Annotated in this window: 13 protein-coding genes; 9 read left to right on the top strand and 4 right to left on the bottom strand. The window is 71.4% G+C overall.

Going from position 1 to position 22,787, the window contains the following annotated elements; genetic code table 11:
- Positions 1–11: 11 nt before the first annotated feature.
- On the bottom strand, positions 12–1,448 hold the full coding sequence (locus tag K8612_RS06200) for a DEAD/DEAH box helicase (protein ID WP_223740357.1): 1,437 nt from the start codon (positions 1,446–1,448) through the stop codon (positions 12–14).
- A 550-nt stretch (positions 1,449–1,998) separates the two neighbouring features.
- On the opposite strand from K8612_RS06200, the gene K8612_RS06205 reads away from it, so the two are divergent.
- Genes K8612_RS06205 through K8612_RS06220 form a run of 4 tightly spaced genes read left to right on the top strand, consistent with a single transcriptional unit; the run spans position 1,999 to position 7,733 of the window.
- Positions 1,999–3,498: a glucan biosynthesis protein gene (locus K8612_RS06205; protein WP_373692085.1), complete on the top strand. Its 1,500-nt coding sequence runs from the start codon at positions 1,999–2,001 to the stop codon at positions 3,496–3,498.
- Positions 3,486–4,001, top strand: a complete 516-nt coding sequence (locus K8612_RS06210) for a hypothetical protein (RefSeq protein ID WP_223761585.1) — start codon at positions 3,486–3,488, stop codon at positions 3,999–4,001. Before K8612_RS06205 ends, K8612_RS06210 begins: the two co-directional genes overlap by 13 nt.
- A gap of 48 nt (positions 4,002–4,049) precedes the next feature.
- Positions 4,050–6,074 (top strand): glucans biosynthesis glucosyltransferase MdoH, encoded by a 2,025-nt coding sequence (gene mdoH / locus K8612_RS06215; RefSeq protein ID WP_223761586.1) that lies wholly within the window; start codon positions 4,050–4,052, stop codon positions 6,072–6,074.
- 42 nt (positions 6,075–6,116) lie between these two features.
- Positions 6,117–7,733 carry a M28 family metallopeptidase gene (locus K8612_RS06220; RefSeq protein WP_223761587.1) on the top strand — a complete coding sequence of 539 codons (1,617 nt, stop codon included), beginning with the start codon at positions 6,117–6,119 and terminating at the stop codon, positions 7,731–7,733.
- Between the two features lie 6 nt (positions 7,734–7,739).
- On the opposite strand, the gene K8612_RS06225 is transcribed toward K8612_RS06220, so the two are convergent.
- Positions 7,740–10,886, bottom strand: coding sequence for an adenylate/guanylate cyclase domain-containing protein (locus K8612_RS06225; protein ID WP_223761588.1), 3,147 nt, complete (start codon positions 10,884–10,886; stop codon positions 7,740–7,742).
- Between the two features lie 364 nt (positions 10,887–11,250).
- Here K8612_RS06225 and K8612_RS06230 point away from each other — a divergent pair, with 364 nt between their 5' ends.
- Genes K8612_RS06230 through K8612_RS06250 form a run of 5 tightly spaced genes read left to right on the top strand, consistent with a single transcriptional unit; the run spans position 11,251 to position 19,813 of the window.
- On the top strand, positions 11,251–12,075 hold the full coding sequence (locus K8612_RS06230; RefSeq protein WP_223761589.1) for a hypothetical protein: 825 nt from the start codon (positions 11,251–11,253) through the stop codon (positions 12,073–12,075).
- A gap of 4 nt (positions 12,076–12,079) precedes the next feature.
- Positions 12,080–12,892 (top strand): TIGR02452 family protein, encoded by an 813-nt coding sequence (locus tag K8612_RS06235; RefSeq protein WP_223761590.1) that lies wholly within the window; start codon positions 12,080–12,082, stop codon positions 12,890–12,892.
- Between the two features lie 42 nt (positions 12,893–12,934).
- Complete coding sequence (locus K8612_RS06240) at positions 12,935–15,184, top strand: carboxypeptidase-like regulatory domain-containing protein (protein ID WP_223761591.1); 2,250 nt, start codon at positions 12,935–12,937, stop codon at positions 15,182–15,184.
- 39 nt (positions 15,185–15,223) lie between these two features.
- Entirely contained in the window at positions 15,224–17,491 is a 2,268-nt protein-coding gene (locus K8612_RS06245; protein WP_223761592.1) for a carboxypeptidase-like regulatory domain-containing protein, read from the top strand.
- A gap of 42 nt (positions 17,492–17,533) precedes the next feature.
- Positions 17,534–19,813, top strand: coding sequence for a carboxypeptidase-like regulatory domain-containing protein (locus tag K8612_RS06250; RefSeq protein WP_223761593.1), 2,280 nt, complete (start codon positions 17,534–17,536; stop codon positions 19,811–19,813).
- 44 nt (positions 19,814–19,857) lie between these two features.
- On the opposite strand, the gene K8612_RS06255 is transcribed toward K8612_RS06250, so the two are convergent.
- Entirely contained in the window at positions 19,858–21,318 is a 1,461-nt protein-coding gene (locus K8612_RS06255) for a PAS domain-containing sensor histidine kinase (protein WP_223740346.1), read from the bottom strand.
- A 203-nt stretch (positions 21,319–21,521) separates the two neighbouring features.
- The gene (locus tag K8612_RS06260; protein ID WP_223761594.1) at positions 21,522–22,775 is read right to left on the bottom strand and encodes a hypothetical protein; all 1,254 of its coding nucleotides are present in this window, start codon (positions 22,773–22,775) and stop codon (positions 21,522–21,524) included.
- Between the last annotated feature and the right edge of the window lie 12 nt (positions 22,776–22,787).

Genomic DNA, 22,787 nt, shown 5'->3' on the forward strand with positions numbered 1-22,787 from the left:
GGGACGGGGGCTCAGCCCCACTTGGACATCGTGCGCCGGGGCGGAGGCGAGCTCGGCCCCGCGGCCGCGGGCGAAGCCACCGCCGGCCGGGCCTGCTGCGAACGGCCCTGGCCACCGCCGCGCGGCGCCTGTCCGTTGCCACCACCGCTGGCCTGACGCGACTGGCCACCGCCACCGCCACCGCCGCGGCGCTGCCCGCCACCCCGGCGCTGACCCCCACCGCCGCCGCCACCGCCGCGCGACTGGCCCCGGCCACCCCGGTTCATCGGAGGACGGCTCTCCTCCACGTCACCGGGCAGGGGAGGGGGCAGGTGCGAGCGGAACGCGGCGTCCGCCACCACCGGCACGCTGCGGCGGATGGTGCGCTCGATGTCGCGCAGGTACGCGCGCTCCTCGGAGTCGCAGAAGGACACGGCCTGGCCGCTGGCGCCCGCGCGGCCCGTGCGGCCGATGCGGTGCACGTACTGCTCCGGCACGTTGGGCAGGTCGTAGTTGAACACGTGCGACAGCCCGTCGATGTCGATGCCGCGCGCCGCGATGTCCGTGGCCACCAGCACCCGCAGGGTGCCGGCGCGGAACTCGTCCAGCGCGCGCTCGCGGGCGTTCTGGCTCTTGTTGCCGTGGATGGCGTCCGCGCGCACGCCCGCCGCCGTGAGCTGCTTGGCCACGCGGTTGGCGCCGTGCTTCGTGCGCGTGAACACCAGCGCGCGAGGGATCGCCTTCGCGTCCTGGAGCAGGTGCGTGAGCAGCGCGCGCTTCTCCTCGCGCTCCACGAAGTACACCTGCTGGCTCACGGTGTCCGCGGTGCTGGACGCGGGCGTCACCTCCACGCGCACCGGCTCCTTCAGGATGTTGCGCGCCAGGTCCATGATGTCCGGCGGCAGCGTCGCGCTGAAGAACAGCGTCTGGCGCACCGGCGGCAGCACCTTGATGACCCGCCGCACGTCGTGGATGAACCCCATGTCCAGCATGCGGTCCGCCTCGTCCAGCACGAACACTTCCAGCGCGCGCAGGGTCACGAACCCCTGGTCGATGAGATCCAGCAGGCGCCCCGGCGTCGCCACCAGGATGTCCACGCCCTGGCGCAGCGCCTGGACCTGCGGGTTCTGGCCCACGCCGCCGAACACCACCGCGTGGCGCAGGGGCAGGTTCTTGCCGTAGGTGACGAAGCTGTCGCTCACCTGGCTGGCCAGCTCGCGCGTGGGCGTCAGCACCAGGCAGCGCACCGGACGCGCGCCGCCCGCGGGCGCCTTCGCCGACAGCCGCTGGAGGATGGGCAGCGCGAACGCCGCCGTCTTCCCCGTGCCCGTCTGGGCCACGCCCAGCACGTCCTTGCCCGCCAGGGCATGGGGAATCGCCTTCGCCTGGATGGGCGTCGGCGTGGTGTAGCCCTCCGCCTTGACGGCCTTGAGGAGCGAATCGGTCAACTGCAGTTCGTCGAAAGTCATGAAATCCCGCATGTGAAGGGTCGGCGCACTCCCCCTCCGGCGGGGGACCGACCGCGCAGCGCGCCCTCCCGCGGTATTGCGGGGGCGCCTGGCGGTACGCGGTCAGGCCAATCAACGGCCCGAGGCACCTGCGAACGTCTTGGAACCCCTGGGCCTCCGGGACGATTCCCGGTGCCGCCCAGGGCGCGGGCCACACTGCCTGCAACGGGCGGCAATGTCCCGGGAAATCCTCCCCGCCCGCCTGCCCCCCGCCGCTGTGGAGATTTCGGACAGGGCTGTTGGCCGCCTGTCCCCATCGTCCACAACCCCCCAGTCCAGGCGCCGCCAGCCCCCTCTCCCAGCGCCCTCTCAAGCCGCTGGAATCATTGGAGCAGCAAGTAATGGCTTGGCGCCTGCCGTGGGCAGGTCCTTGGAATGATTGGGAAATTCCCCAGCCCCTGCCGACTGGCATGACCGTTGCTAGCCTTTGCCGCGTCGCGCCGTACTGGCGCGGGCGGTGGCCCCTGGTGAGGAGCGGGACTTGAAGCGGTGGCAGCGACAGACGGTGGGGATGGCCTGGGGGTTGGGGCTGTGCGTGGCGGCGCTGGCGTGTGCCCAGCAGCCGAAGGCGGGGACGGCGAAGGCCTCCGGGTTCTCCGTCCGGACGGTGGAGGAGAAGGCCCGCGCGCTGGCCGCGAAGCCGTACCAGGAGCCGCCCATCGGCGTGCCGCCGTCCTTCGAGAAGCTCACCTACGATCAGTACCGGGACATCCGCTTCCGCGACGCCTCGTCGCTGTGGCGTGAAGAGGGGCTGCCGTTCCGGGCGCAGTTCTTCCACCCCGGTTTTTATTACACCCGTCCGGTGGGCGTGAACGTGGTGGAGGGCGGCAAGGCGCGCCCGGTGCCGTTCTCCACGGATCAGTTCACCTACGGCCCCCTGGTGGACCATCCGCCCAAGGGCAAGGTGAACGGCTTCGCGGGCTTCCGCCTCAACGCGCCGCTCAACACGAAGGACTACTACGACGAGCTGGTGGTCTTCCTGGGCGCCAGCTACTTCCGCGCGCTGGGCAAGGGCAACCTGTACGGCCTGTCCGCGCGCGGGCTCGCCATCGACACGGCGCAGCCGGGGGGCGAGGAGTTCCCCACGTTCCGCGAGTTCTGGCTGGAGACGCCGGCCCCGGGCTCGGACACGGTGGTGGTGCACGCGCTGATGGACAGCCCCAGCGTCACGGGCGCGTACCGCTTCGCCATCCGCCCGGGTGAGCGGACCGTGATGGACGTGGACTCCACGGTGTTCGTGCGCAAGCCGGTGCGTCAGTTGGGCGTGGCGCCGCTCACCAGCATGTTCCTCTTCGGGGAGAACGACCGGGGCGACTTCGACGACTTCCGCCCGGAGGTGCACGACTCCGACGGCATCTCCGTGTGGATGAAGAACGGCGAGAAGCTGTGGCGCCCCCTGAAGAACCCGAAGCAGATCCAGGTGAGCAGCTTCCACACGGACGGGCTGGCGGGCTTCGGCCTGTTGCAGCGCGACCAGGCGTTCACCAGCTACGAGGACCTGGAGGCGCACTCCGAGCGTCGTCCGGGCGCCTGGGTGGAGCCGGTGGGCGACTGGGGCGCGGGCTCCGTGCGGCTCGTGGAGCTGCCCACCCGCGAGGAGATCCACGACAACATCGTGGCCTTCTGGGTGCCGGATGCACCGGTGCAGGCGGGTGCACAGCTTCGCTTCTCCTACCGGCTGTCCTGGGGCTTCTCCCCCGAGGGCGTGAAGGCCGGAGGTTCCACCGTCGCGGCGACGCGTGTCGCGGCGGGCAGCAAGCCGGGGGCGCGCCGCTTCGTCCTCGACTTCACGAAGGCCAGCACGGAGGGCACGGGCCCGGTGGAGGCGGTCGTCACCGCTTCTCGCGGCCAGGTGCTGCACCCGCGCGCGGAGGTCCACGCCGTCACCGGTGGCTTCCGCGCGGCCTTCGAGCTCATGCCCGACGGAGAAGGCCCCGTCGAGCTGCGCTGCTTCCTGAAACGCGGTTCCGAGACCCTCACCGAGACCTGGAGCTACCTGTGGATTCCGTGACCACGCACCCGTTCATCTCCTTCGCTCCGGCGATGCCCCTGGAGGCCCGCGCGGACACCCGCGCCGCGCTGGTGAGCTTCTTCCAGGACTTCGGCTTCACCAGCCGCGACGACCTGGAGAAGCTCTCGGGCTGGGTCCTGGGCACGCGCGAAATGTCCCTGTCGCCGGAGGCCGCGCTGGCGCTCGCGCGGTGGCGGGTGGAGGGCTGGCTCGCGGAGGTGCTGGGGCCCTCGCACGTGGGGCCGGCGCTGCTGGGGCGCGGCCGGGCCGCGTTCGTGCTGGTGGGCGGCGCGCGCTGGGGCGCGGACGTGCTGATGCGCGCTCCGTCCTCGCTGCCGGACGCGTGGCGCCGCGCGGTGTGTGAAGCAGTGCCCATGTCCGCCCCGGCGGAGGTGCCCTGCCAGATGCGCGAGCAGGTGCTCGTGCTCAATCCCTTCATGGACATGCTGCGCCGCTGGCTGCGTCCCGCCGCCAGCCAGGCGGGCGTGTCGCCGTCGCGCTAGGCGCGGCCCCTCACACACAGCGAAGCCGCACGGGAGCCCGGAGTCCGCATGAACGCCCAACCCTACACTCCGGCCCTGGCGCGCCCGCGCCGCGTGATGGTGCTGGGCCTGGCGGCCCTGTCCACGGGGTTCGCCTGCGTGGAGATGCACCGGCTGCTCGCGGCCCACGGCACCACGGTGCCGGAGCTGTTCGTGCTGGGGCTGTTCGCGGTGTGCTTCGCGTGGATCGCCCTGTCGTTCTGGAGCGGCGTCGCGGGCTTCATCCACCTGGTGGCCCGGCAGAGGGTGCCGGGGCTGCGCTGGCCCACGGAAGAGGAGGCCGCAGGGCCGCTCACGCGCCGCACCGCGGTGGTGATGCCCGTCTACAACGAGGACCCGGCCGCCGTGTTCGCGCACGTGCAGGCCACGTATGAGTCCATCGCCGCGACGGGGCAGTTGGACGCGTTCGACTTCTACGTGCTGAGCGACTCCACGCGGGCGGAGTCGTGGGTGGCGGAGGAGCTGGCGTGGTCGGAGCTGTGCCGCCGGGTGGGCGGGCAGGGGCGCATCTTCTACCGCCGCCGCTCCGACAACACGGCCAAGAAGGCGGGCAACCTGGCGGAGTTCTGCGAGCGCTGGGGCCGCCGCTACGACTTCCTGCTGGTGCTGGACGCGGACAGCCTGATGGCGGGCGACAGCGTGGTGAAGATGGCCCGGCTGATGGAGCTGAACCCGGGCGCGGGCATCCTCCAGGTGCCGCCGCAGAACGTGGGGCGCTCCACGCTGTTCGCGCGGCTGCAGCAGTTCGCCGGGCGCGTCTATGGCCCCATCGTGGCCGCGGGCGCGGCGGCGTGGCAGTTGGGGGACTCCAACTACTGGGGCCACAACGCCATCCTGCGCATGGCGCCCTTCATCGAGCACTGTGGCCTGCCGGTGCTGCCGGGCCAGCAGCCCTTCGGCGGCCACATCCTCAGCCACGACTTCGTGGAGGCCGCGCTGATGCGCCGCGCCGGCTACACGGTGTGGCTGGTGCCGGAGCTGGGCGGCAGCTACGAGCAGCCGCCGCCGGACCTGCTCGCGTACGCGCAGCGCGACCGCCGCTGGTGCCAGGGCAACCTCCAGCACCTGGGGCTGGTGATGGCGGGCGGCCTGCACCCGATGAGCCGGATGCACTTCCTCATGGGCGTGATGTCCTACGTGGCGTCGCCCCTGTGGCTCATCTTCCTGGTGGCGGGCCTGTTCGCCGCGCTGCACGAGTGGTTCTTCTCTCCCGCGACCCTGGTGACGTTCCAGTCCACGCTGCCCGGCGGAGACGCGTTCGACACCGTGGGCGCGCTGCGGCTGATGGCGCTGTCGCTGGCGCTCCTGTGGGTCCCCCGGCTGATGGGCCTGGGCCTGCTGCTCGCGGACCGCGTGGAGGCCGCGCGGATGGGCGGCCGCTTCAAGCTGGTGCTGAGCGTGTTGCTGGAGGGCGGGGTGTCCACGCTGATGGCGCCGGTGATGATGCTCTTCCAGTCCCACTTCGTGTTCGGGACGCTGTTTGGCTACAAGGTCAACTGGTCCAGCCAGCAGCGCGAGGACACCGACCTGCCCTGGTCGGAGGCGCTGCGCCGGCACCAGTGGCACATGGTGATGGGCGGGGTGCTCGCGGCGCTGACGGTCGCGGTGGCGCCGGGGATGCTGGCGTGGCTGTCGCCGGTCATCGTGGGGCTGTGGCTGTCCCCGGCCATCTCCGTCTTCACCTCCCGCGCGTCGCTGGGCCTGTGGCTGCAGAAGCAGGGCCTGCTCCTCATCCCGGAGGAGGTCGAGCCTCCCACCGTGCTGGTGCGCGCGCAGGAGCTGGCGGAGGAGGGGATGGAGCCGGTGGATGACGCGCTGGACCACGTGCTGACGGACCCCCGCGCGCACGCGCTGCACCTGGCGCTGCTGGAGTCCCACCCGGCGGCGAGCGTCCCCGCGGCGCTGGCCTCCGCCCGGCGCAAGCTGCTGGCGGGCGGGGTGGAGCCGCTGTCCCCGCAGGAGAAGTCCGCGGTGCTGCTGGACGCGCGCACGCTGGCGGAGCTTCGCGGCAGGCGGCTGGGCGCGCAGGCCTGATCCCGGTTGCATGCCCCCGCTTCGCCCTGGATGCTCCGGGGCATGAAACGGGTCTCGTCCGCCGCCGCGCTCGCGCTGTTCGTCTCCTCCGGGGTCTTCGCCGCGGAGGCTCCCGCATCCAAGCCCGCCGAGAATCGTTGGTGGAAGCACGTGGAGGTCCTGGCCAGTGACGCGATGGAGGGGCGCGACACGGGCAGCAAGGGCTACGCGACGGCCGCGGGCTACGTGTCCAAGGAGCTGGCCGCGCTGGGCGTGAAGCCGATGCTGAAGACGGGCTTCCTGCAGCCCATGGTGTTGCAGTCGCGCCGCGTCCTCGAGTCCAGGTCCAGCGTCGCGCTGGTGAAGGACGGCAAGGTGCTGCCGCTGGTGCAGGGCGAGGACGTCGTGCTGTCGTCGCGGCAGGGTGATAACGGCACCGTGGACGCGCCGCTGGTGTTCGTGGGCTACGGCCTGTCCATCCCGGAGCTGGGCCACGACGACTACGCGGGCCTGGACCTGAAGGGCAAGGTGGTGGTGCTGCTCCAGGGCGGGCCGGGGAACATCCCCGGGCCGGTGAAGTCGCACTTCTCCTCGTGGGAAGAGCGGATGAAGGTGCTCAAGGCGGCGGGGGTCGTGGGGGTCGTGTACCTCCAGAACCCGAAGCTGCTGGAGCTGCCGTGGGAGCGCATGGTGGGCGCCAACAAGAACCCCACGGTGGTGTTCGCGGATGCGTCGCTCAACGACTCTCGCGGGTTGAAGGTCGCGGTGGTGGCGAACGTGGAGCGGTCGCAGCAGTGGCTGGAGGGCGCGCCGCACACCTACGAGGAGCTGGTGGCGCTGGCCAACGCGGACAAGCCGCTGCCGAAGTTCGACCTGCCGCTGCGCCTGAAGGCGAAGCTGGCCTTCGACGTGAAGCCGCTCAAGTCCATGAACGTGGTGGGCGTGATGCCGGGCGCGGATCCGGTGCTCGCGAAGGAGTACGTGGTGCTCAGCGCGCACCTGGACCACGTGGGCGTGGGCGAGCCGGTGAAGGGGGACCGCATCTACAACGGCGCCATGGACAACGCGTCCGGCGTGGCGGCGGTGCTGGAGGTCGCGCGGCGGCTGCATGAGCAGCCGCAGAAGCCGAAGCGCTCGGTGGTGTTCGCGCTGGTGACGGGGGAGGAGAAGGGGCTGCTCGGGTCGAAGTACTTCGCGTCCCGTCCGCCGGTGCCCATCACCTCCATCGTGGCGGACTTCAACCTGGACATGTTCATGCCCCACTGGCCGTTCACCTCCGTGGTGGCGCACGGCAAGGACGAGTCCTCGCTCGCGGTGCCGCTGGCGGAGGTGGCGGCGAAGCTGGACGTGCAGGTGCTCCCGGATCCGGAGCCGGACCGCAACCTGTTCGTGCGCAGCGATCAGTACTCGTTCATCCGCGAGGGCGTGCCCGCGCTGTTCTTCAAGTTCGGCTACACGCCGGGGTCGGAGGAGCAGAAGGTGTTCAAGCAGTGGCTGACCGAGCGCTACCACGCGCCCTCGGATGACCTGACCCAGCAGCCCGTGGACCATGAAGGCGCCGCGCGCTTCATCACCTTCCTGACCGCGATGACGAACGCCGTGGCGGATGCCCCCGGCCGGCCGTACTGGAACGACGACAGCTTCTTCCGCCGCTTCGCGAAGCCGGCCCCGGCCCCCTGAGCGCCTTCACGCGTCCAGGCGCGGGTCGTTGATGCCGGGGCGGGCCTCCAGGAAGCGGAGCGCGCAGCGGATGTCGGACGACGCGGTCTCGCGCGGGGCGTTCCGGGCCGCTTCGATGCGGCGGCGGGCGGCGGCCCTGGCGTCGTTGCCTTCGACGCTCCGCGGGGGCGCGGCGTCGGCCTCGGCCAGGTCGAGCGCGGCGTGGAGCAGGTCCACGAGCTGGAAGAGGGCAGGGTCGTCGCGCAGCTCGGGGGCGCCCTCCAGGCTGGCGAAGCCCTCCCGCGCGGCGGGCAGCTCCCCGCACGCGGCGTCCAGCGCGGCCCGGTGCGCGATGAACCGCAGGGCCTGCCAACGGGACGCGCGGCCCAGGATGGTGATCGCCTCCGTCAGCGCCGCGCGCGCCTGCTTCCAGTCACCCCGGGCGAGCGAGGCGCGGCCCAGCTCCCCCAGCGCCGTGCCCTCCAGCAGCCGCTGCCCCAGCAGCCGCGACAGGCGCACCGCGGACTCCAGGTGTTCGCAGGCCTCCCCGATGCCGCCCGCGTCCATCAGGTAGCAGCCCAGGTTGATCCGCGCGAGCGCCTGACCCGCGCGGTCCTCCACGCTCAGCGCGCGGCCCAGCGCCTCGCCCAGGAGCATCACGGCCTCGCCGCCGTCGCCCGCCTCGCCGATGGCGACCGCGCAGTTGGTGAGGAAGCCCACCTCGAACGTCACGTCGCCCACCTCGCGGAACAGCGCCAGCGCCGCGCGCAGGTGGGGGATGGCCGCCTCCGGTCCGCGGCGCACCTGTTCGACGAGGCCCAGGTTGCCCACCGCGTAGGCCTCCAGCCAGCGGTCGCTCCCGGAGGGCAGCGCCTGCGCGTCGCGCATCAGCGTCCACGCGGCGGCCCCGTCCCCGGCGTGGCGCGCGACGATGGACAGGTCCACGAGCACGCGCTTCTCCGACGCCGTCTCGCCCAGCGTGTGGAAGACGCCGCGCGCCTCCTCCAGGGCCTGGCGCGCGAACTCCGCCAGGCCCGCGTCCATGTACGAGCGCCCCAGCACCGCCAGCGCCTCCGCGCGCTTCAGCGGCGCCACGGCGACGTGGGCGGACGCCTCCAGCGCCCGCTCCAGCCGCTCCACGAGCAGGCCCACCGGCCCGCGCGTGCGCGCATCCGGCTCCAGCGCCACCAGCGTCTCCAGCGCGCGGCCCAGGGACTCGGCGGTCGCGGGACGGACGGCCATCGCGTTGTCGCACGCGGTCAGCAGGTTCTCGCGCTCCAGGGCCAGCCGCCGCAGCGCCGTCGCGCCGCCCGTCTTGCGCACGCGCTCCCTCAGCCGGCTCGCGACCTGGAGGTACGTGTCCGCGTGCCGGGCCTCGCAGGCCGCCTCGTCTCCCGTCTCGCGCAGCCGCAGCATCGCGTACTCGCGGATGCTCTCGTACAGCCCCAGGCGCAGGAAGCCGCCGGGCGCCCCCACCTCGCGCGCGCAGAGCAGCGACTGGGAGCGCAGCGAGTGCACCACCTCCAGCACGTCCGGAGAGCCCTCCGGCAGCACCAGCACGGCTTCGGCGGCCTCCAGCGTGAAGCCGCCCCGGAACACCGAGCACTGCGCCAGCGCCGCGCGCTCGGCGGGCGCCAGCAGGTTCCACGACCAGTCGATGGCCCCCCGCAGCGTCGCCTGTCGCGCGGGGGCGTCCCGCCGTCCCAGGCGCAGCAGGTCGAAGCGCTTCGACAGCCGCTCGAGCAGTTGCTCCACGCCCAGCACGCTCACGCGCGCCGCGGCCAGCTCGATGGCCAGCGCGATGCCGTCCAACTGCCGCACGATGTCCGCGACGCGCGGGGCGTCCGCGTCCGTCAGCATGAAGTCGCCGCGCGTCTCCCGGGCCCGCTGCACGAACAGGCGCACCGCGTCCGAGCGCAGGATGACGTCCCAGCGCGCCTCGTCCGGATCCGGCAGGCCCAGCGGGGCCAGGTCCAGCACGCGCTCCCCGGGCAGGCGCAGGGCCTCTCGCGTGGTGACGAGGAAGCGCGCGCGCGGCGCCAGCACCCGCCAGCGCCCCAGCGTCGCGGGCACGTGCCGCACCACCTGCTCCACGTTGTCCAGGATGACCAGCACGTCGCCACACCCCGCGAGCGCGTGCCCCAGCCGCTCCGCGGGCGTGCTGCCGTCTCCGTCCGCCGTGAGCGGCACGCCCAGGGCCCGGCCCACCGCGTGGCAGAGGTCGCCCTCCGTCACCGCCTCCTCCAGGTCGCACCGCCAGACGCCGCCCTCCCACGTGCCCGCGTCCGACGCCAGCGCGCCGAAGTGCGTGGCCAGCCGCGTCTTGCCCATGCCACCCGGGCCCAGGATGCTGATCAGCCGCGCGCCCTCCGACACCCACTGGCGGAGCGTGTCCAGCTCCTCCGCGCGCCCCACCAGGTCCTGCCGCAGCGTGGGCACGTTGCCGGGCCGCTCGCGCGGGGCGCGCAGGGGGCCGAAGCGGCGGTGCGCGAGGGACGCGGGCAACAGCTCCACCAGCGCCACGCTGTCGCTCACGCCGCGCAGGCGGAAGGACCCCAGCGAGCGCGCGATGGGCATCCCCAGCGCGGCCAGCTCCGGCTGGACGCGGGCCCACGCCGCGCCGCTCAGCAGCACCTGTCCGCCGTGCCCCGCGTCCGCGACCCGCGCCGCGATGTTCACCGGAGGCCCCAGGTAGTCCAGCCGGTGCGTGGCCGGATCCAGGCGGCAGTCGGGCTCGCCCACGTGCACGCCCATGCGCACGCGCAGCCCCCGGTGGCTCAGCCCCTCCGGCGTGTGCTCCTCCGCGGCGTCCGGTTCGTCGAGCAACGCCTCCGGCCAGCTCGCGTGCAGCAGCGCCTCCTGCGCGCGCAGGCACCAGTGCGCCGCCTCCACCGGCGAGGCGAACGCGACCATGAAGGCGTCGCCCTGCGACTTCACCTCGTAGCCGTCGGTGCCCGCGAGCAGCGCGCGCAGCACGCCGTCATGCAGCTCCAGCGCGTCGCGCATGGCCTGGCCGCAGCGCTCCCACAGCCGGGTGGACCCCTGGATGTCCGTGAAGACGAGCGCCACCGAGCCGGTGGGCGGCAGGTGCCGGGCGGACGGCGGAGCACGGACGGAGGCGCCCTCGTCGGCCGGGGGCGCGACGACCGTGAGTCTTCGGAAGGGCTCTCCCATCTCCCGCTCTCCCCGATGCCAGGAACCCCCACCCGCTCCCACCCTCCTGTCGCCCGTGAGGGTGACGCCCGTGCCGCTGGCGCTCCACATGGAAAGCAGTACGGGCTGGAACGGCAACGCGCACCTGCCGGGCGGGGTCGTGCGCCGCTACTGAGCAATTGTGATCGCGCCGCGCGCGCATCCATCCATGGACGACACCCGCATGGCCCCGCGGGGCTGGCCGTCACCGCCTGCCCGCTCGCCGCCACCGCCGGGGTCTGTCAGGCCCCATTCCAAGGAGGACGGGGGGCCGTGTTAGGACGGAGACACGTCCCGTCCCCGCGGCACGAGCGCGAGGGCGCGACGCCTCTTCCTGGAAGGACTCATGCGTTCGACTTCGGCACTGGCGTTGATGATGGCTTCCCTCGCGGTGGGCGCGCTTTCGGCCTGCGGCGACGACAAGACGGACAACACCCCGGACTCGGGCACGGACGCGGGCACGAACACGGACGGCGGCACCAGCACGGGCAATGGCCAGTGCCCGGCCTCCGCGTACATCTGCGAGGACTTCGAGAAGGGGGAGAACGGCTGGCGGCAGCCGGACGAGGACCACCACGCCACCATCGCCATCGACAGCACGCGCCCCCGCTCCGGCCGCAACGCGGTGCACGTGAAGACGGACCCGGGCTACAACGAGGACACGGGCTCGGGGGACCAGCAGGCCATCGCGCACCTGCGCAAGGACATTCCTGCGTTCGGCACGAAGCTCTACACGCGCGCGTACGTGTACCTGAACCGGGCCTCGCCGGTGGGCGTGATGGGGACGTACTTCATCCTCTTCTCGCCGAAGGACAACGACTTCGGCGGCATCGAGCTGCAGGGCATGCACAACGGCGCCTTCGCGCTGGATGACTGGAGCGGCATCAAGGGCACGGGCTGGAACCTCCAGGAGGACACGAAGGTCACGGTGTCACCCAACACGTGGACCTGCATCGAGTGGGGCGTGGAGCGCGCGGACAGCTCCGCCACCACGGGCCACGCGCTGGTGTGGGTGGACGGGAAGCAGGCCTACGACTTCCCGAACGTGGGCATCCGGCCGTTCACCAACTTCGGGGTGGGCTACGGCTTCGTGCACCCGAAGGGCGACTCCGAGTCGGAGACGTGGATCGACGACCTCGCGGTGGCGCCCGAGCGCATCGGCTGCGAGTGACGCCATGTCGTTGAACCGCGTCGCGGACGAGACCCTTCACATCCTGGAGCAGGGCACGTACGTGCCGCTGTCCGGGAGGCCGGTGTCCATCCGCGACGCGGTGGCGCGCGCGGTGGAGGGCACGGTGCTGGTGCGCCCCGGGGACTTCGAGGGCCTCACGCGGCCCGCGCCGGTGCCGCGCTTCACCATCGAGGTGACGCCGGAGAAGACGGGCGACGCCGCGCGCCGGCTGGTGGAGCAGGAGGGCGAGCAACGGGTGCTGGCGCTCAACTTCGCGTCGGCGGTGAACCCGGGCGGCGGCTTCCTCACGGGCGCGAAGGCGCAGGAGGAGGACCTGGCGCGGTGCTCGGCGCTGTACCCGTGCCTGTTGAAGTGGCCGGAGTACTACGACGTGAACCGCAAGCTGCGCTCGCCGCTGTACACGGACCACTTCATCTATTCGCCGGACGTGCCGTTCTTCCGCAACGAGCACCACGATCTGCTGGAGCGGCCGTTCTCCGTGTCGGTGCTGACGGCGCCCGCGCCCAACGCGAGGGAGCTGCCGGCGAAGGATCCGGAGGTCGCGCAGAAGCTTCGTGAGGTGTTGTCCGCGCGGGCGCTCAAGGTGTTGCAGGTGGCGGCGCATCACGGGCACCGCACGCTCATCCTGGGGGCGTGGGGCTGCGGCGCGTTCCGCAACAACCCGCACGACGCGGCGGAGGCCTTCGCGCGAGGGCTGTCCACGATGGCGGGCGCGTTCAGCCGCGTGGTGTTCGCGGTGTACGAGCGCGGCGGGAAGGGGCCGAACCTGAGCACCTTCCGCGAGCGCTTCGGCTGAGGGCCTGTCTGGCGTTCATGCGCGCCTGCTAGGCTTGGGCGCATGCGATGGAGCTGGGTGGGGCTCTTGGCCGTGGTGCTCGCGTGCGCGGGCGTGTCGAATCAGACGCCGGTGTCCGTGTCCGAAGCGGCGCGGCTCACGGTGCTGGCGAAGGACGCGGAGGGTCATCCGCTTCCCGGCATCGTGTTCCGGATCCGGCAGGCCTCGGTGGATCCGCCCGAGGTCTTCAGGGGCACGACGGATGCCCGGGGCGAGGCCACGTTGACGGTGCCGCCCGGCTGGTACGTCTTCACCGCCGAGGCCCCGGGCTACCAGACGTTCGTGGACCCGGACGTGCGGCTCGGGCGTGAACACCCGGCCACTGTGACGATGACGCTCCGGCCCTCCAAGGCCGTCCCCGGGCGCGTGGTGGATGGCGCGGGCCAGCCCATTCAGGCCGTGTCGCTCTCGTGGATCCCGGCGGACACGACGGCGCCCCGGCTGGACCTCGAGGGGAACCCGGACGGAACCTTCCGGTTCGAAGGCATGGGGCCCGGCCCGGGCGTGTTGCTGGCACGTCGCAGCGGCTACAGCGACGCGCGGTGGGTGCACGACGCGCGACCGGTGGAGCTGACGCTCGTCCTGCGCGAGCAGGGCACGCTGCGGGTGACTGGCTTCGCGCCGGATGGACGTCCGGTGGACTGGCCGAACGTGACGCTCCAGGCGCTCGAACCCGTGGTGGAAGAGGGCATCTGGTTTGACGAGCACGTGAAGGACGCCAGGGTGTACCGGGGCCTGGAGGCAGGGCGCTATCGGGTGACGTTCACCCATTCGGTGGGAGATGACGCGACGTGGACCACTTCCACGGAAGTGGGGGTCGTGGCGGGGCAGACCCGCGAGCTTGCGCTCCGCTTCGAGGGTGTGACGGAACGCGCGCCGCTGCGGGGCCGGGTCGTCGGCGCGGATGGCCAGCCCCTGGCGGATGTTGGGCTGAGCGCCTGGGTGGGTGATGCGAGGAAGGATGCCTTCGCGAGCGAGAGTTCCACCCGGACCGACGCGGAAGGGCGCTTCACGTTGGAACATCTGTCGCGGGGACCGGTCCGCGTGGAGGTCTCCCGTGGCACCGCGAAGGTCGCGTTCGAGCCGGATGCGAAGGACGTGACGCTGGAGCGGCGTCCCAGTCCCTTCGTGGAGGGACGCGTGATGGGCCCGGACGGAAAGGCCCTGACCCGTTTCAAGGTGAACTCGGATACCTACGAGGATCCGGAAGGGCGCTATCGCTGCTTCTTTGAAGGATTCGGGCCCGCGAGCCTCTTCTTCGCGGCGGAGGGGCTCGCGAACACGCGCACGCGGGTGGAGCTCCGGGAGGAGCGGACCGTCCTGCCAGACGTGACCCTGAAGGCAGGCCGCACCGTGCGCGTCCGGCTCGTGCGGGAGAACGGGCAGCCCGCCACGTCAAAGGGAAGAATCGAACTGCGGCCGTTGCCCGGGCGCGAGTCGACGTTCGCCTGGTCCCAGCCGATCCTGGGCGTGGATCCGGATGGCCGCTACGTGCTGGAGCACGTGCCGCGCGAGCCGTTCATCCTCGATGCGGAGACGAAAGAAGAAGGAACGGCCTCACAGCCTTTGAGCGCGGACGTGGAAGAGGTGACGGTGCCGCTCGGTCCGGAGGCCACGCTGGCTGGCACGATGGTGGACGAAGCCGGGCGCCCCTTGCAGGGCTTCAGCCTGTTGGTCGGGTGCCAAGTCTATCCCGACCGGTTGCCCGTCACCGACGCGGAGGGACGGTTCAGGCTGCCGGTCGTCCCGGAGCGCGGGTGTGTCTTGCGCGTCTATCCACCCAATGGACCCGCCGGTTGGCCCATGCCCCCATTGCGAGTCTTCTGGCCCCTGCGGTTCAACAGTGGCCGTCCAGGAGGGACGGTCCAGGTGGAGCTGCGGCCGTACACGGGGCCTGCTTCCGTGCAGGTCTCGTTTCCGGATGCGGGCGAGTGGGATAGGGTCATCCTCGTGCCGGGGGACGTGCCGATGCCGTCGACGGCGGACGCCATGGACGCGCTGATCGTTTCCGCCGCCGAACCGGATATGGCCCCCGCCGAGCAACGCCCGGAGCGAGAGGAAGAGAACGAGTTCTATCGCTCCAGACGTGAGCCCCGGTTCAGCCACCTGCCGCTGGGGCGCTACACGGTGTTCGTGCTCGGAAACCTGGATGGGGTCGTCGCGCTCCGCTACTCCGTGAACCTCACGGAGCCGGGCGTCCACAGGTTCGAGACGAAGCGCGCCGTGGTGGGGGGCGTGCGTTTCGTTCCCTGACGGGGCCATTCCTCACGATGTCCTGCTACGCTGCGGGGCATGCGATGGAGCTGGGTGGGGCTCTTGGCCGTGGTGCTCGCGTGCGCGGAGGCGCCGCAGCCGGTGTTGAAGCGATGGCCGCTCGACGAGGTGGCGGTGCGCGTCCGCGTCGTGGATGCGGCGAATCAGCCGGTTCTGGGTGTGTCCCTGGTGGCGCGCCGCGCGGATCGCGGGTCGACCGTTGCCAGAGGGGGCACCACGGATGCGAACGGCACGGCCCTCCTTCGGGTGATGCCGGGCTGGTATGTCCTGCAGGCGGAGGCGCCCGGCTTCGTCAGTGTGATCCGCACGGATGCGCGGGTCCCTTTCGGTGAAGAGGTTCACTGGGACATGACGCTGGTGCGCGCGGCGCCGTTCGCGGGCCGCGTGGTGGATCTGGAAGGGCGGCCCGTCACGGGGGCACGGCTTGAGCTCGGCCTCTCCGACGAGGCGGCCGTGCCCGTCCCGCCAACCGAGAGCGACGCGGAGGGGCGCTTCCACTTCGACAGCGTGCCCGCTGGGCCCGTCAAGCTGCGCGCGGAGAAGGACGGCTGGAGTCCGACGCGGCTGGAGCTCGCGGCGCCCGCACCGGAGGTGACGGTGGTGATGGGGGGGCTCGGCAAGATGCGGGTCCAGGTGCTGGATCCCCAGCGGCGTCGAATGCCCGAGCCGTCCGTGTCGATCTCGCTCGCGGAGGAAGGCGAACCTCCGCTCACGAAGCGCTGGACGCATGTCCCCGAGGCCATCTTGTTCCTGGCCATTCCCGCGGGTCGCTACCACGTCGCGGGCCGATACGAGCCCTCGGAGGGCTGCGCGTGGCAGCGTGTCATCGAGGTCCAGGTGCTTCCGGGGCAGCAGGCGGAAGCGACGGTGAGCTTCGAAGGGGTGGAGGGCGTCGGGCCGTGGCGCGCGCGGGCGATGGACGACAAGGGAAGAGCGCTCGGAGGTGGAACGGTAACGGCCTGGATGGGGGAGAGCGGCGAGGACGCCTTGGGGCTGCGCGGAAGCTGCAAAGCCCGGGTGGAGCAGGATGGATCCTTCACGCTTTCACGTGTGCTCGGGCCTCCGTTCCAGGTGGTCTGGAACTCCGACGAACCGTCGCCGACGCGGATGCTGAAGGGCCCGTTCGGGGCGGGGACGGGTGAGGCGCTGGTATTTCCCCCCGAGGTCGGAGCTCTGAAGGGTCGTGTCGTGCGCCCGGATGGATGGCCCGTGGGTTACTTCGAGGTCAGCGGCGTCCCCGTGAACAATCCGCGGGGCGAGTACGTGCAGTCCGTGTGGATGACCCAGACCCATCAGTGGGTCATCGACGTGCTGGGATTCGCTCCCGCACTCGTGCGCGCGCAAGGGCGGGTTGGGGAGGTGCTCCACGTCTCGGACGTTGTGCTTGACGAGGGCCGCACCGTGCAGGGCCGCGTCTTCGCGAGGGACGGACGCACCGGCGTGCCCGACCAGGAGGTCCAGCTCGTGGAGGCGTTCGAGCTGGGCAGCCCCCGGCCGAATCGCCCGCGGACGGTGATGACCGACGCGGAGGGGCGTTTCCGCTTCGAGCATGTGGCGGGCCGGCGCCAGTACCTGCGCGTGGATGCGAAGGAACACGGGACCGTGCTCCAGGCGCTCGAACCCGATGCGTCGGCGGTGCGGTTGCGGCTGGTGCCCCACGCGCGGTTGCATGGCTCCGTGACGGATGGTGCGCGGGTTCCGCTGGCGGGAGTGGACCTCAAGATCCGCTGCGAAGGTGGATTCAAGGCGAGCACTGAAACGGATGGGGCGGGCCGCTACGCCGTGAACATCCCGGGAGACCGCGAGTGCTTCCTGCATCCTGTCGTGAGCCCCCTGAACGTCCGGGATTCATTCCTTCCTCCTCCGGTGTCCTTCGCTCCGACGCGGCTCCGGCTGACGCCCGGCTCGCGCCATGAGCTGGACCCTGCGCCTCGCCAAGGCGCTGCCTCACTGAAGGTGAGCGTCGAGGCGTCTCGCGAGTTCGTCACCGCGTTCGTGCTGCCAGGAGACATCCCCTGGCCCCGCTCGCCCGAAGCCCTGGATGCGCTCATCCGTGCCGGTTCCGGTTCGGATGGCAATGATGACGGCATCACTCCCTTGTTCATGATGGGGGCGGTCTTCCACTTCAGCCATCTTCCCCTGGGGCACTACACGCTCTTCATCCGGGACGAGATGGATGGAGCGGACGCGATCCTGCGCGTGCCCGTGGAGCTGACCCGGGCCGGCGTGCACGTCATCCGGTCCAAGCGGCCCGGTCTTGGGGAGGGAAGGCCATACACGCGCTGACGTGAGCCCATCGCGTATGCTTCACGCATGCGATGGAGTTGGGTGGGGCTCGTTGCCGTGGTGCTCGCTTGCGCGGAGGCTCCGCGCACGGTGCGCAAGAAGACCCGATGGCCCGTGGACGAGGTGGCGTTCACCGTCCGGACCGTGGATCCGGCGGGACAGCCCGTGCCCGGCGTTGCGCTGATGGCTCGCCGTGCGGACGAGGGGAGTCTGATCACCCGGTCCGGTACTTCCGACGCGACCGGGACGGTGCGGCTTCGGGTGATGCCGGGCTGGTATGTCCTCCAGGCGGAGGCGCCTGGTTTCGTGCGCACGCTCCACACGGACGCGCGGATTGCTTCGGGTGCGGAGGTCCGACTCGATTTGACGCTGAAACGTGCGGCGCCGTTCGCGGGCCGCGTGGTGGATCTGGAAGGACGGCCTGTCGCGGGAGCGCAAGTCCGGATCACTCCCACCGGGGAGGAGGAATCCGCGCTGCATGGCGAAAGCGATGGGGACGGCCGCTTTCGCTTCGACAACGTGCCCGCGGGAACCGTGAAGCTCCTCGCGGAGAAGGATGAATGGAGCCCCACGCGGCTGGAACTCGCAACGCCACAGCCGGCGCTGACGGTGGTGATGGGCGGACTCAGCTCGCTGCGGGTCCAGGTGCGCAGGCCTGACGGCAAGCTGTCGTCCGCCGCTTCCGCCTGGATCTCCGCCGAGGATAAAGAGCGCTCCTACGAGCTGTTCCCGGAGGAGAGCGCTGACGCGATGATCTTCCAGAACCTTCGCGCCGGGCGCTACCGCGTCTCTGGCAGGTACGCTCCCGGGTCCGGCGACTGTGTGTGGACTCGCGCCATCGAGGTCCAGGTCCTTCCGGGCCAGCGCGTGGAAGCGACGGTGAGCTTCGAAGGAATCCAGGATGTTGGACCCTGGCGAGGCGTGGCCGTGGACGCCGAAGGCAAGGCGCTTGCCTCGGGGCAGGTGACGGCCTGGCTGGGGCAGGGATCGCTGAATGGCGCGGGCATGAATGGCCGGTGCGAAGTCCGCGTGGAGCCGGATGGCTCCTTCGCCCTTCCGCACGTGTTCCAGGCCCCGGCCAGCCTGGAGTGGGCCACCCACCGCTCCATGCGCTGGTGGGTCAGCGAGCCGCTTCCAAGGGGAACGGGAGAACGGGTGACGTTCCGTCCCGGCATCGGATTGCTGAAGGGACGCATCCTGCGGCCGGATGGGCGGCCCCAGGAGCACTTCAAGGTCCACGAATATTCCGAAGAGGATCCGCGTGGCGAATACGCCCTGAACGTCCCGTCGTCCCACACGTACCAGTGGGTCATCCACGCGGAGGGCTTCGCACCCGCGCTCGTGCGGGCGGAGGGACGTGAGCACGAAATCCTCACCGTCCCGGATGTCGTCCTCGACGTGGGCCGCACCGTGCACGGGCGCGTCGTCTCTGAGGATGGCAAGACGGGTGTGCCCGGGCAGGAGGTCGCGCTCGTGGAGGTCTTCGACCTGGAGACGAAGTGGAGGCGTCGGCCTCACACGGTGACGACCGACGCGGACGGGCACTTCCGGTTCGACCATGTGGCCGGCCGCCACCTGTTCCTGCGCGTGGACGCGAAGGCGCAAGGGACCGTCCTTCATGGGCTCGAACCCGATGAGGTGTCGGTGCAGTTGCGGCTCGTGCCGGGCGCGGAGCTCGAGGGCGCCGTGACGGATGGGGCGCGGGTTCCTCTGGCCGGGGTGAGCCTGGAGGTTCGTTGCGAAGGTGGATTCAAGGCGAACGCCAGAACCGACGCCGTGGGCCATTACGCGATGAGCGTTCCGGCGAATCGCCCGTGCTTCCTGCACGCCGAAGCAAGTCCCTTGAACGTCTTACCAAGGGCCCGACCGCCGCGGGTGTCCTTCTCTCCGCGGCTGATCAACCTGGCTCCGGCTTCGCATCACCGGTGGGACTTCGAGCCAAGGCAGGGCCCCGCTGACCTGCAAGTGAGCGTCAAGGCGTCCCGCGAGTTCGTCACGGCGTTCGTCCTGCCGGGAGACCTCCCCTGGCCAGACTCACCCGGAGCCCTGGATGAGCTCATCCGGGCCGGCTTCGCACCGGAGCCCTGGGTGATGTCCAGGGTGTCGGAGGATGGGGACTCCCTCTTCGTCCCCAGCTTCATGTCAGGAGCGCGCTTCGACTTCAGGCGATTGCCCCTCGGGCACTACACGCTCTTCATCCGGGAGGAGGAGAGCGGGCTCGACGAACTCCTGCGCATCCCCGTGGACCTGTCCCGGGACGGCGTGCATGCCGTCGACTCGGAGCGGCCCGCTCAGAAGGGCGGAAGGCTGTACACGCGCTGACGTGAGCCCAGGTGGAGGCACGTGGCTCGTGCCCTGAAGCCCGCCTACGCCCCGTCCACCGGCAGGGTCACCACGAACGCGGCGCCGCCGCCGGGCGCGTCCTCCACCCAGACGCGGCCGCCGTGCGCTTCAAGAATCTGCTGCACGATGTAGAGCCCCAGCCCCAGGCCCCCCGTGCGCGCGGAGCCCTGCACCTGGGCGAAGCGCTGGAAGATGCGCTCGCGCTCGGCGGCCGGGACTCCCGGGCCGCCGTCTCGCACGGTCAGCCGCAGGTGCCCGTCCTGACGGCGCAGCGCCACCTGCACCGGCGTGCCCTGGCCATACCTCAGCGCATTGGAGAGGAGGTTGCTCACCACCTGCTCCATCCGCAGCCTGTCGAACCGGCACGGCGCCGGCCCCTCCACGCGCGCGTCCAGCTCCACCCCGGCCTGCTTCGCCTCGTCACCGACGCGCGCCACCAGGTCCTGCACCAGCGGCGCCAGGTCTCCTCGCGCCAGCTCGAAGTCCAGCTTGCCCGTGCGGATGCGGCTCACGTCCAGCAGGTTGTCCAAGAGCGCCGCCAGCCGCTTGAGCTGCCGGTCCGCCGCGTCCAGCCGCACCGTGACCTTCTCGGAGCCCACGGGCTCGTGGCCCTTCGACTCGGACATGCGCCGCAGCAGGTCCACCTGCAGGCGCAGCGACGTGAGCGGCGTGCGCAGCTCGTGGCTCGCCACCGACAGGAAGTCGTCGCGCGTGCGCACCGCCTCCTGCAACGCGTGCTCCGTCTCCTTCAACGCGGTGATGTCCAGGATGGCCCCGCGCACCACCATCACCTTGCCGTTCGCGTCGCGGATGACCCGCGACCGGCTGTTCAGCCAGTGCCAGGTGTCGTCCGGCCAGTGCGTGCGGAAGGTGGAGGAGTACGACAGCACGTCGTTGTGGAAGATGGCCGCCACCTGCGCCTCCACCTCCGGCCGGTCCTCCGGATGCAGCGACGCGAGGAACCGCTCGTGCGTCCACTCCTCCAGGGGCTGCGGGTAGCCGTAGAGCCGGTCATGCCCCTCCGAGCGGAACACCTGCCCGGTGACGAGGTTCGTCTCCCAGACCGCCATCTGCGCGGACTCCAGCGCCACCTGGAACCGCTCGCCCAACTGGCGGAAGCGCTCCTCGGTGCGGGCGACCTCGGTCTCCGCGCGCTGACGGCGGGTGATGTCCGTGGCCAGCACCCACATCTCGCCGCCCACCGGGCGCACGGACAGCTCCAGCCAGACGCCCGACGGCAGCTCCGACAGGAAGCGCGAGGGCTCGCGCGTGGTGAGCGCGTCCAGCAGCCGCTCGTGCAACGTCGTGCCGGCCAGCATCGGCTGGGCCGCCCACGGCGTCAGGCCCTGGCAGGTGCCATACGGCAGGCCCAGCAGCGATGCGGCGCGGTGGTTGAGCTCATGGATGGTCCCCTGCGCGTCGAGCGCCAGGAACGCCTCGGCCATCATCTCCCGCAGGACCTGCAGGCGGGTCTGCGCGGACATGCTGGCCTCGTCGGCCGGGACCGGGGGCTGGGTCGCGTCTGGCTGTGTGCGCGCGGCCGCCGGGCGCGGTGAGGACGCATCGTCCTGGGACGCTTGGCGAACAGGTTCGAACGGACCACCGGGCAGGGGACTCATCGGGGTTGCACGCTCCCGCACGGCCCCCGCGCCCGTCAAGCCAGCGCAGGGGACGTCCAGGCCGTCTGTCAGCCCAGCGGATCCGTGAGGGGTTCAGGCATGACCCACAGCTCCGTGGGCCGGGTGTAGGCCTGCTCGAACGCGAAGAGGATTCCGTTCCACCGGTCCCAGAAGTCCGCCCAACTGTACTCGCAAGGAGGGGAGGTGAGCGGGTTTCCGTCGCGGTCCGGCTGGGCATACGCATAGTCCGCGTAGGTCCAGCGCACGGTGCCGAAGTCCGTCATCAGGAAGGGCGTCAGTATCTGGAGCACGGCCGCGCGGGACACCTCGTCGGTGGGCGAGCTCGCGGGCGTGAAGACGGACTGGGCCTGGTCGTGCTGTTCGCGCCACGCGACGAAGTTGGTGCCCATGGCGACGAGCGCGTCACGGCGCGCGGGCGTGGGCGCGAGCCGGGCGTCCTCGTAGAGCGCGAACGCGGCGATGAGCAGGCTCTTCCACTGCATGCCGGGGAAGAGCAGGTCCATGCGGGTGGGGCGCGGCGAGTCCTCCGCGTGCGCGACGGCGTACGCATACGCCTGCTGTGCCTGCGCGTTGCTGGCGCCCGCCAGGGTGAACTCGGTGAGCACGCGCGCGGGGGTGATGGGCCCGGTGGCCGCGGCGCGCCAGTCCAGGTACAGCCGCGCCGAACCGCCGATGTCGTTGAAGATGGCGAGGTTGCCTTCGTGGAGCGTGCGCTCCAGCGTGATGACGATGGCCTCCACCTTGTCGAGTGGAGCCGTGCCCGGAGCGCTCCAGTACAGCGCGCCCATGCGCGACGCGGTGGCCAGCAGGGTGCGCGTGTCCCCGAGCGCCGAGACGTTGAGCGCGCTCGTCATCACGCTGAGGGCCGTGGCCGCGTCCACCGTCAGGCCCTGCGCGATGAGCTGGAGGGACAGGTCCTGCAGCCGCAGGCGCAGCACGCCGCTCAGCCCCAGCCGGTCCAACGCGTTCGTCAGCGACAGGGAGGGCTGGAGCCGCGCGCTGTCGATGAAGTGCCGCGCGAGCGCCGCGCCGTACATGCCCTTGCCGCCGGCCTGCGACGCGTGCGGCGCGAAGGTGAACCAGTTGGGGCGCGCGCTGCTGGTGCCGCCGGGTTGCAGCGTGGGGTCGATGATGCCGCCCAGCTCATACGCGATGCCGATGTAGCCCAGCGTGATGGTGCGGTTGTCCTCCAGCGGCGTGGGCGCGGACTGCGCCTGCGCGGAGGTGAAGGCCAGGACGAGGAGCGTGCCGAGGAGCGCGGCCGTGGAGCGGCGCGCGCGGGTGCGAGAGGGAGTCGCCAAGGTGGGGTCCAA

The organism is Corallococcus sp. AS-1-6, assembly GCF_020037015.1.
Classification (GTDB): domain Bacteria; phylum Myxococcota; class Myxococcia; order Myxococcales; family Myxococcaceae; genus Corallococcus.

Bases quoted from the DNA above. Each gene is read 5' to 3' on its own strand.
- K8612_RS06200 (WP_223740357.1), bottom strand. From the start codon at position 1,448: ATGACTTTCGACGAACTGCAGTTGACCGATTCGCTCCTCAAGGCCGTC.
- K8612_RS06205 (WP_373692085.1), top strand. From the start codon at position 1,999: ATGGCCTGGGGGTTGGGGCTGTGCGTGGCGGCGCTGGCGTGTGCCCAG.
- mdoH (WP_223761586.1), top strand. From the start codon at position 4,050: ATGAACGCCCAACCCTACACTCCGGCCCTGGCGCGCCCGCGCCGCGTG.
- K8612_RS06220 (WP_223761587.1), top strand. From the start codon at position 6,117: ATGAAACGGGTCTCGTCCGCCGCCGCGCTCGCGCTGTTCGTCTCCTCC.
- K8612_RS06225 (WP_223761588.1), bottom strand. From the start codon at position 10,886: ATGGGAGAGCCCTTCCGAAGACTCACGGTCGTCGCGCCCCCGGCCGAC.
- K8612_RS06230 (WP_223761589.1), top strand. From the start codon at position 11,251: ATGCGTTCGACTTCGGCACTGGCGTTGATGATGGCTTCCCTCGCGGTG.
- K8612_RS06235 (WP_223761590.1), top strand. From the start codon at position 12,080: ATGTCGTTGAACCGCGTCGCGGACGAGACCCTTCACATCCTGGAGCAG.
- K8612_RS06240 (WP_223761591.1), top strand. From the start codon at position 12,935: ATGCGATGGAGCTGGGTGGGGCTCTTGGCCGTGGTGCTCGCGTGCGCG.
- K8612_RS06245 (WP_223761592.1), top strand. From the start codon at position 15,224: ATGCGATGGAGCTGGGTGGGGCTCTTGGCCGTGGTGCTCGCGTGCGCG.
- K8612_RS06255 (WP_223740346.1), bottom strand. From the start codon at position 21,318: ATGTCCGCGCAGACCCGCCTGCAGGTCCTGCGGGAGATGATGGCCGAG.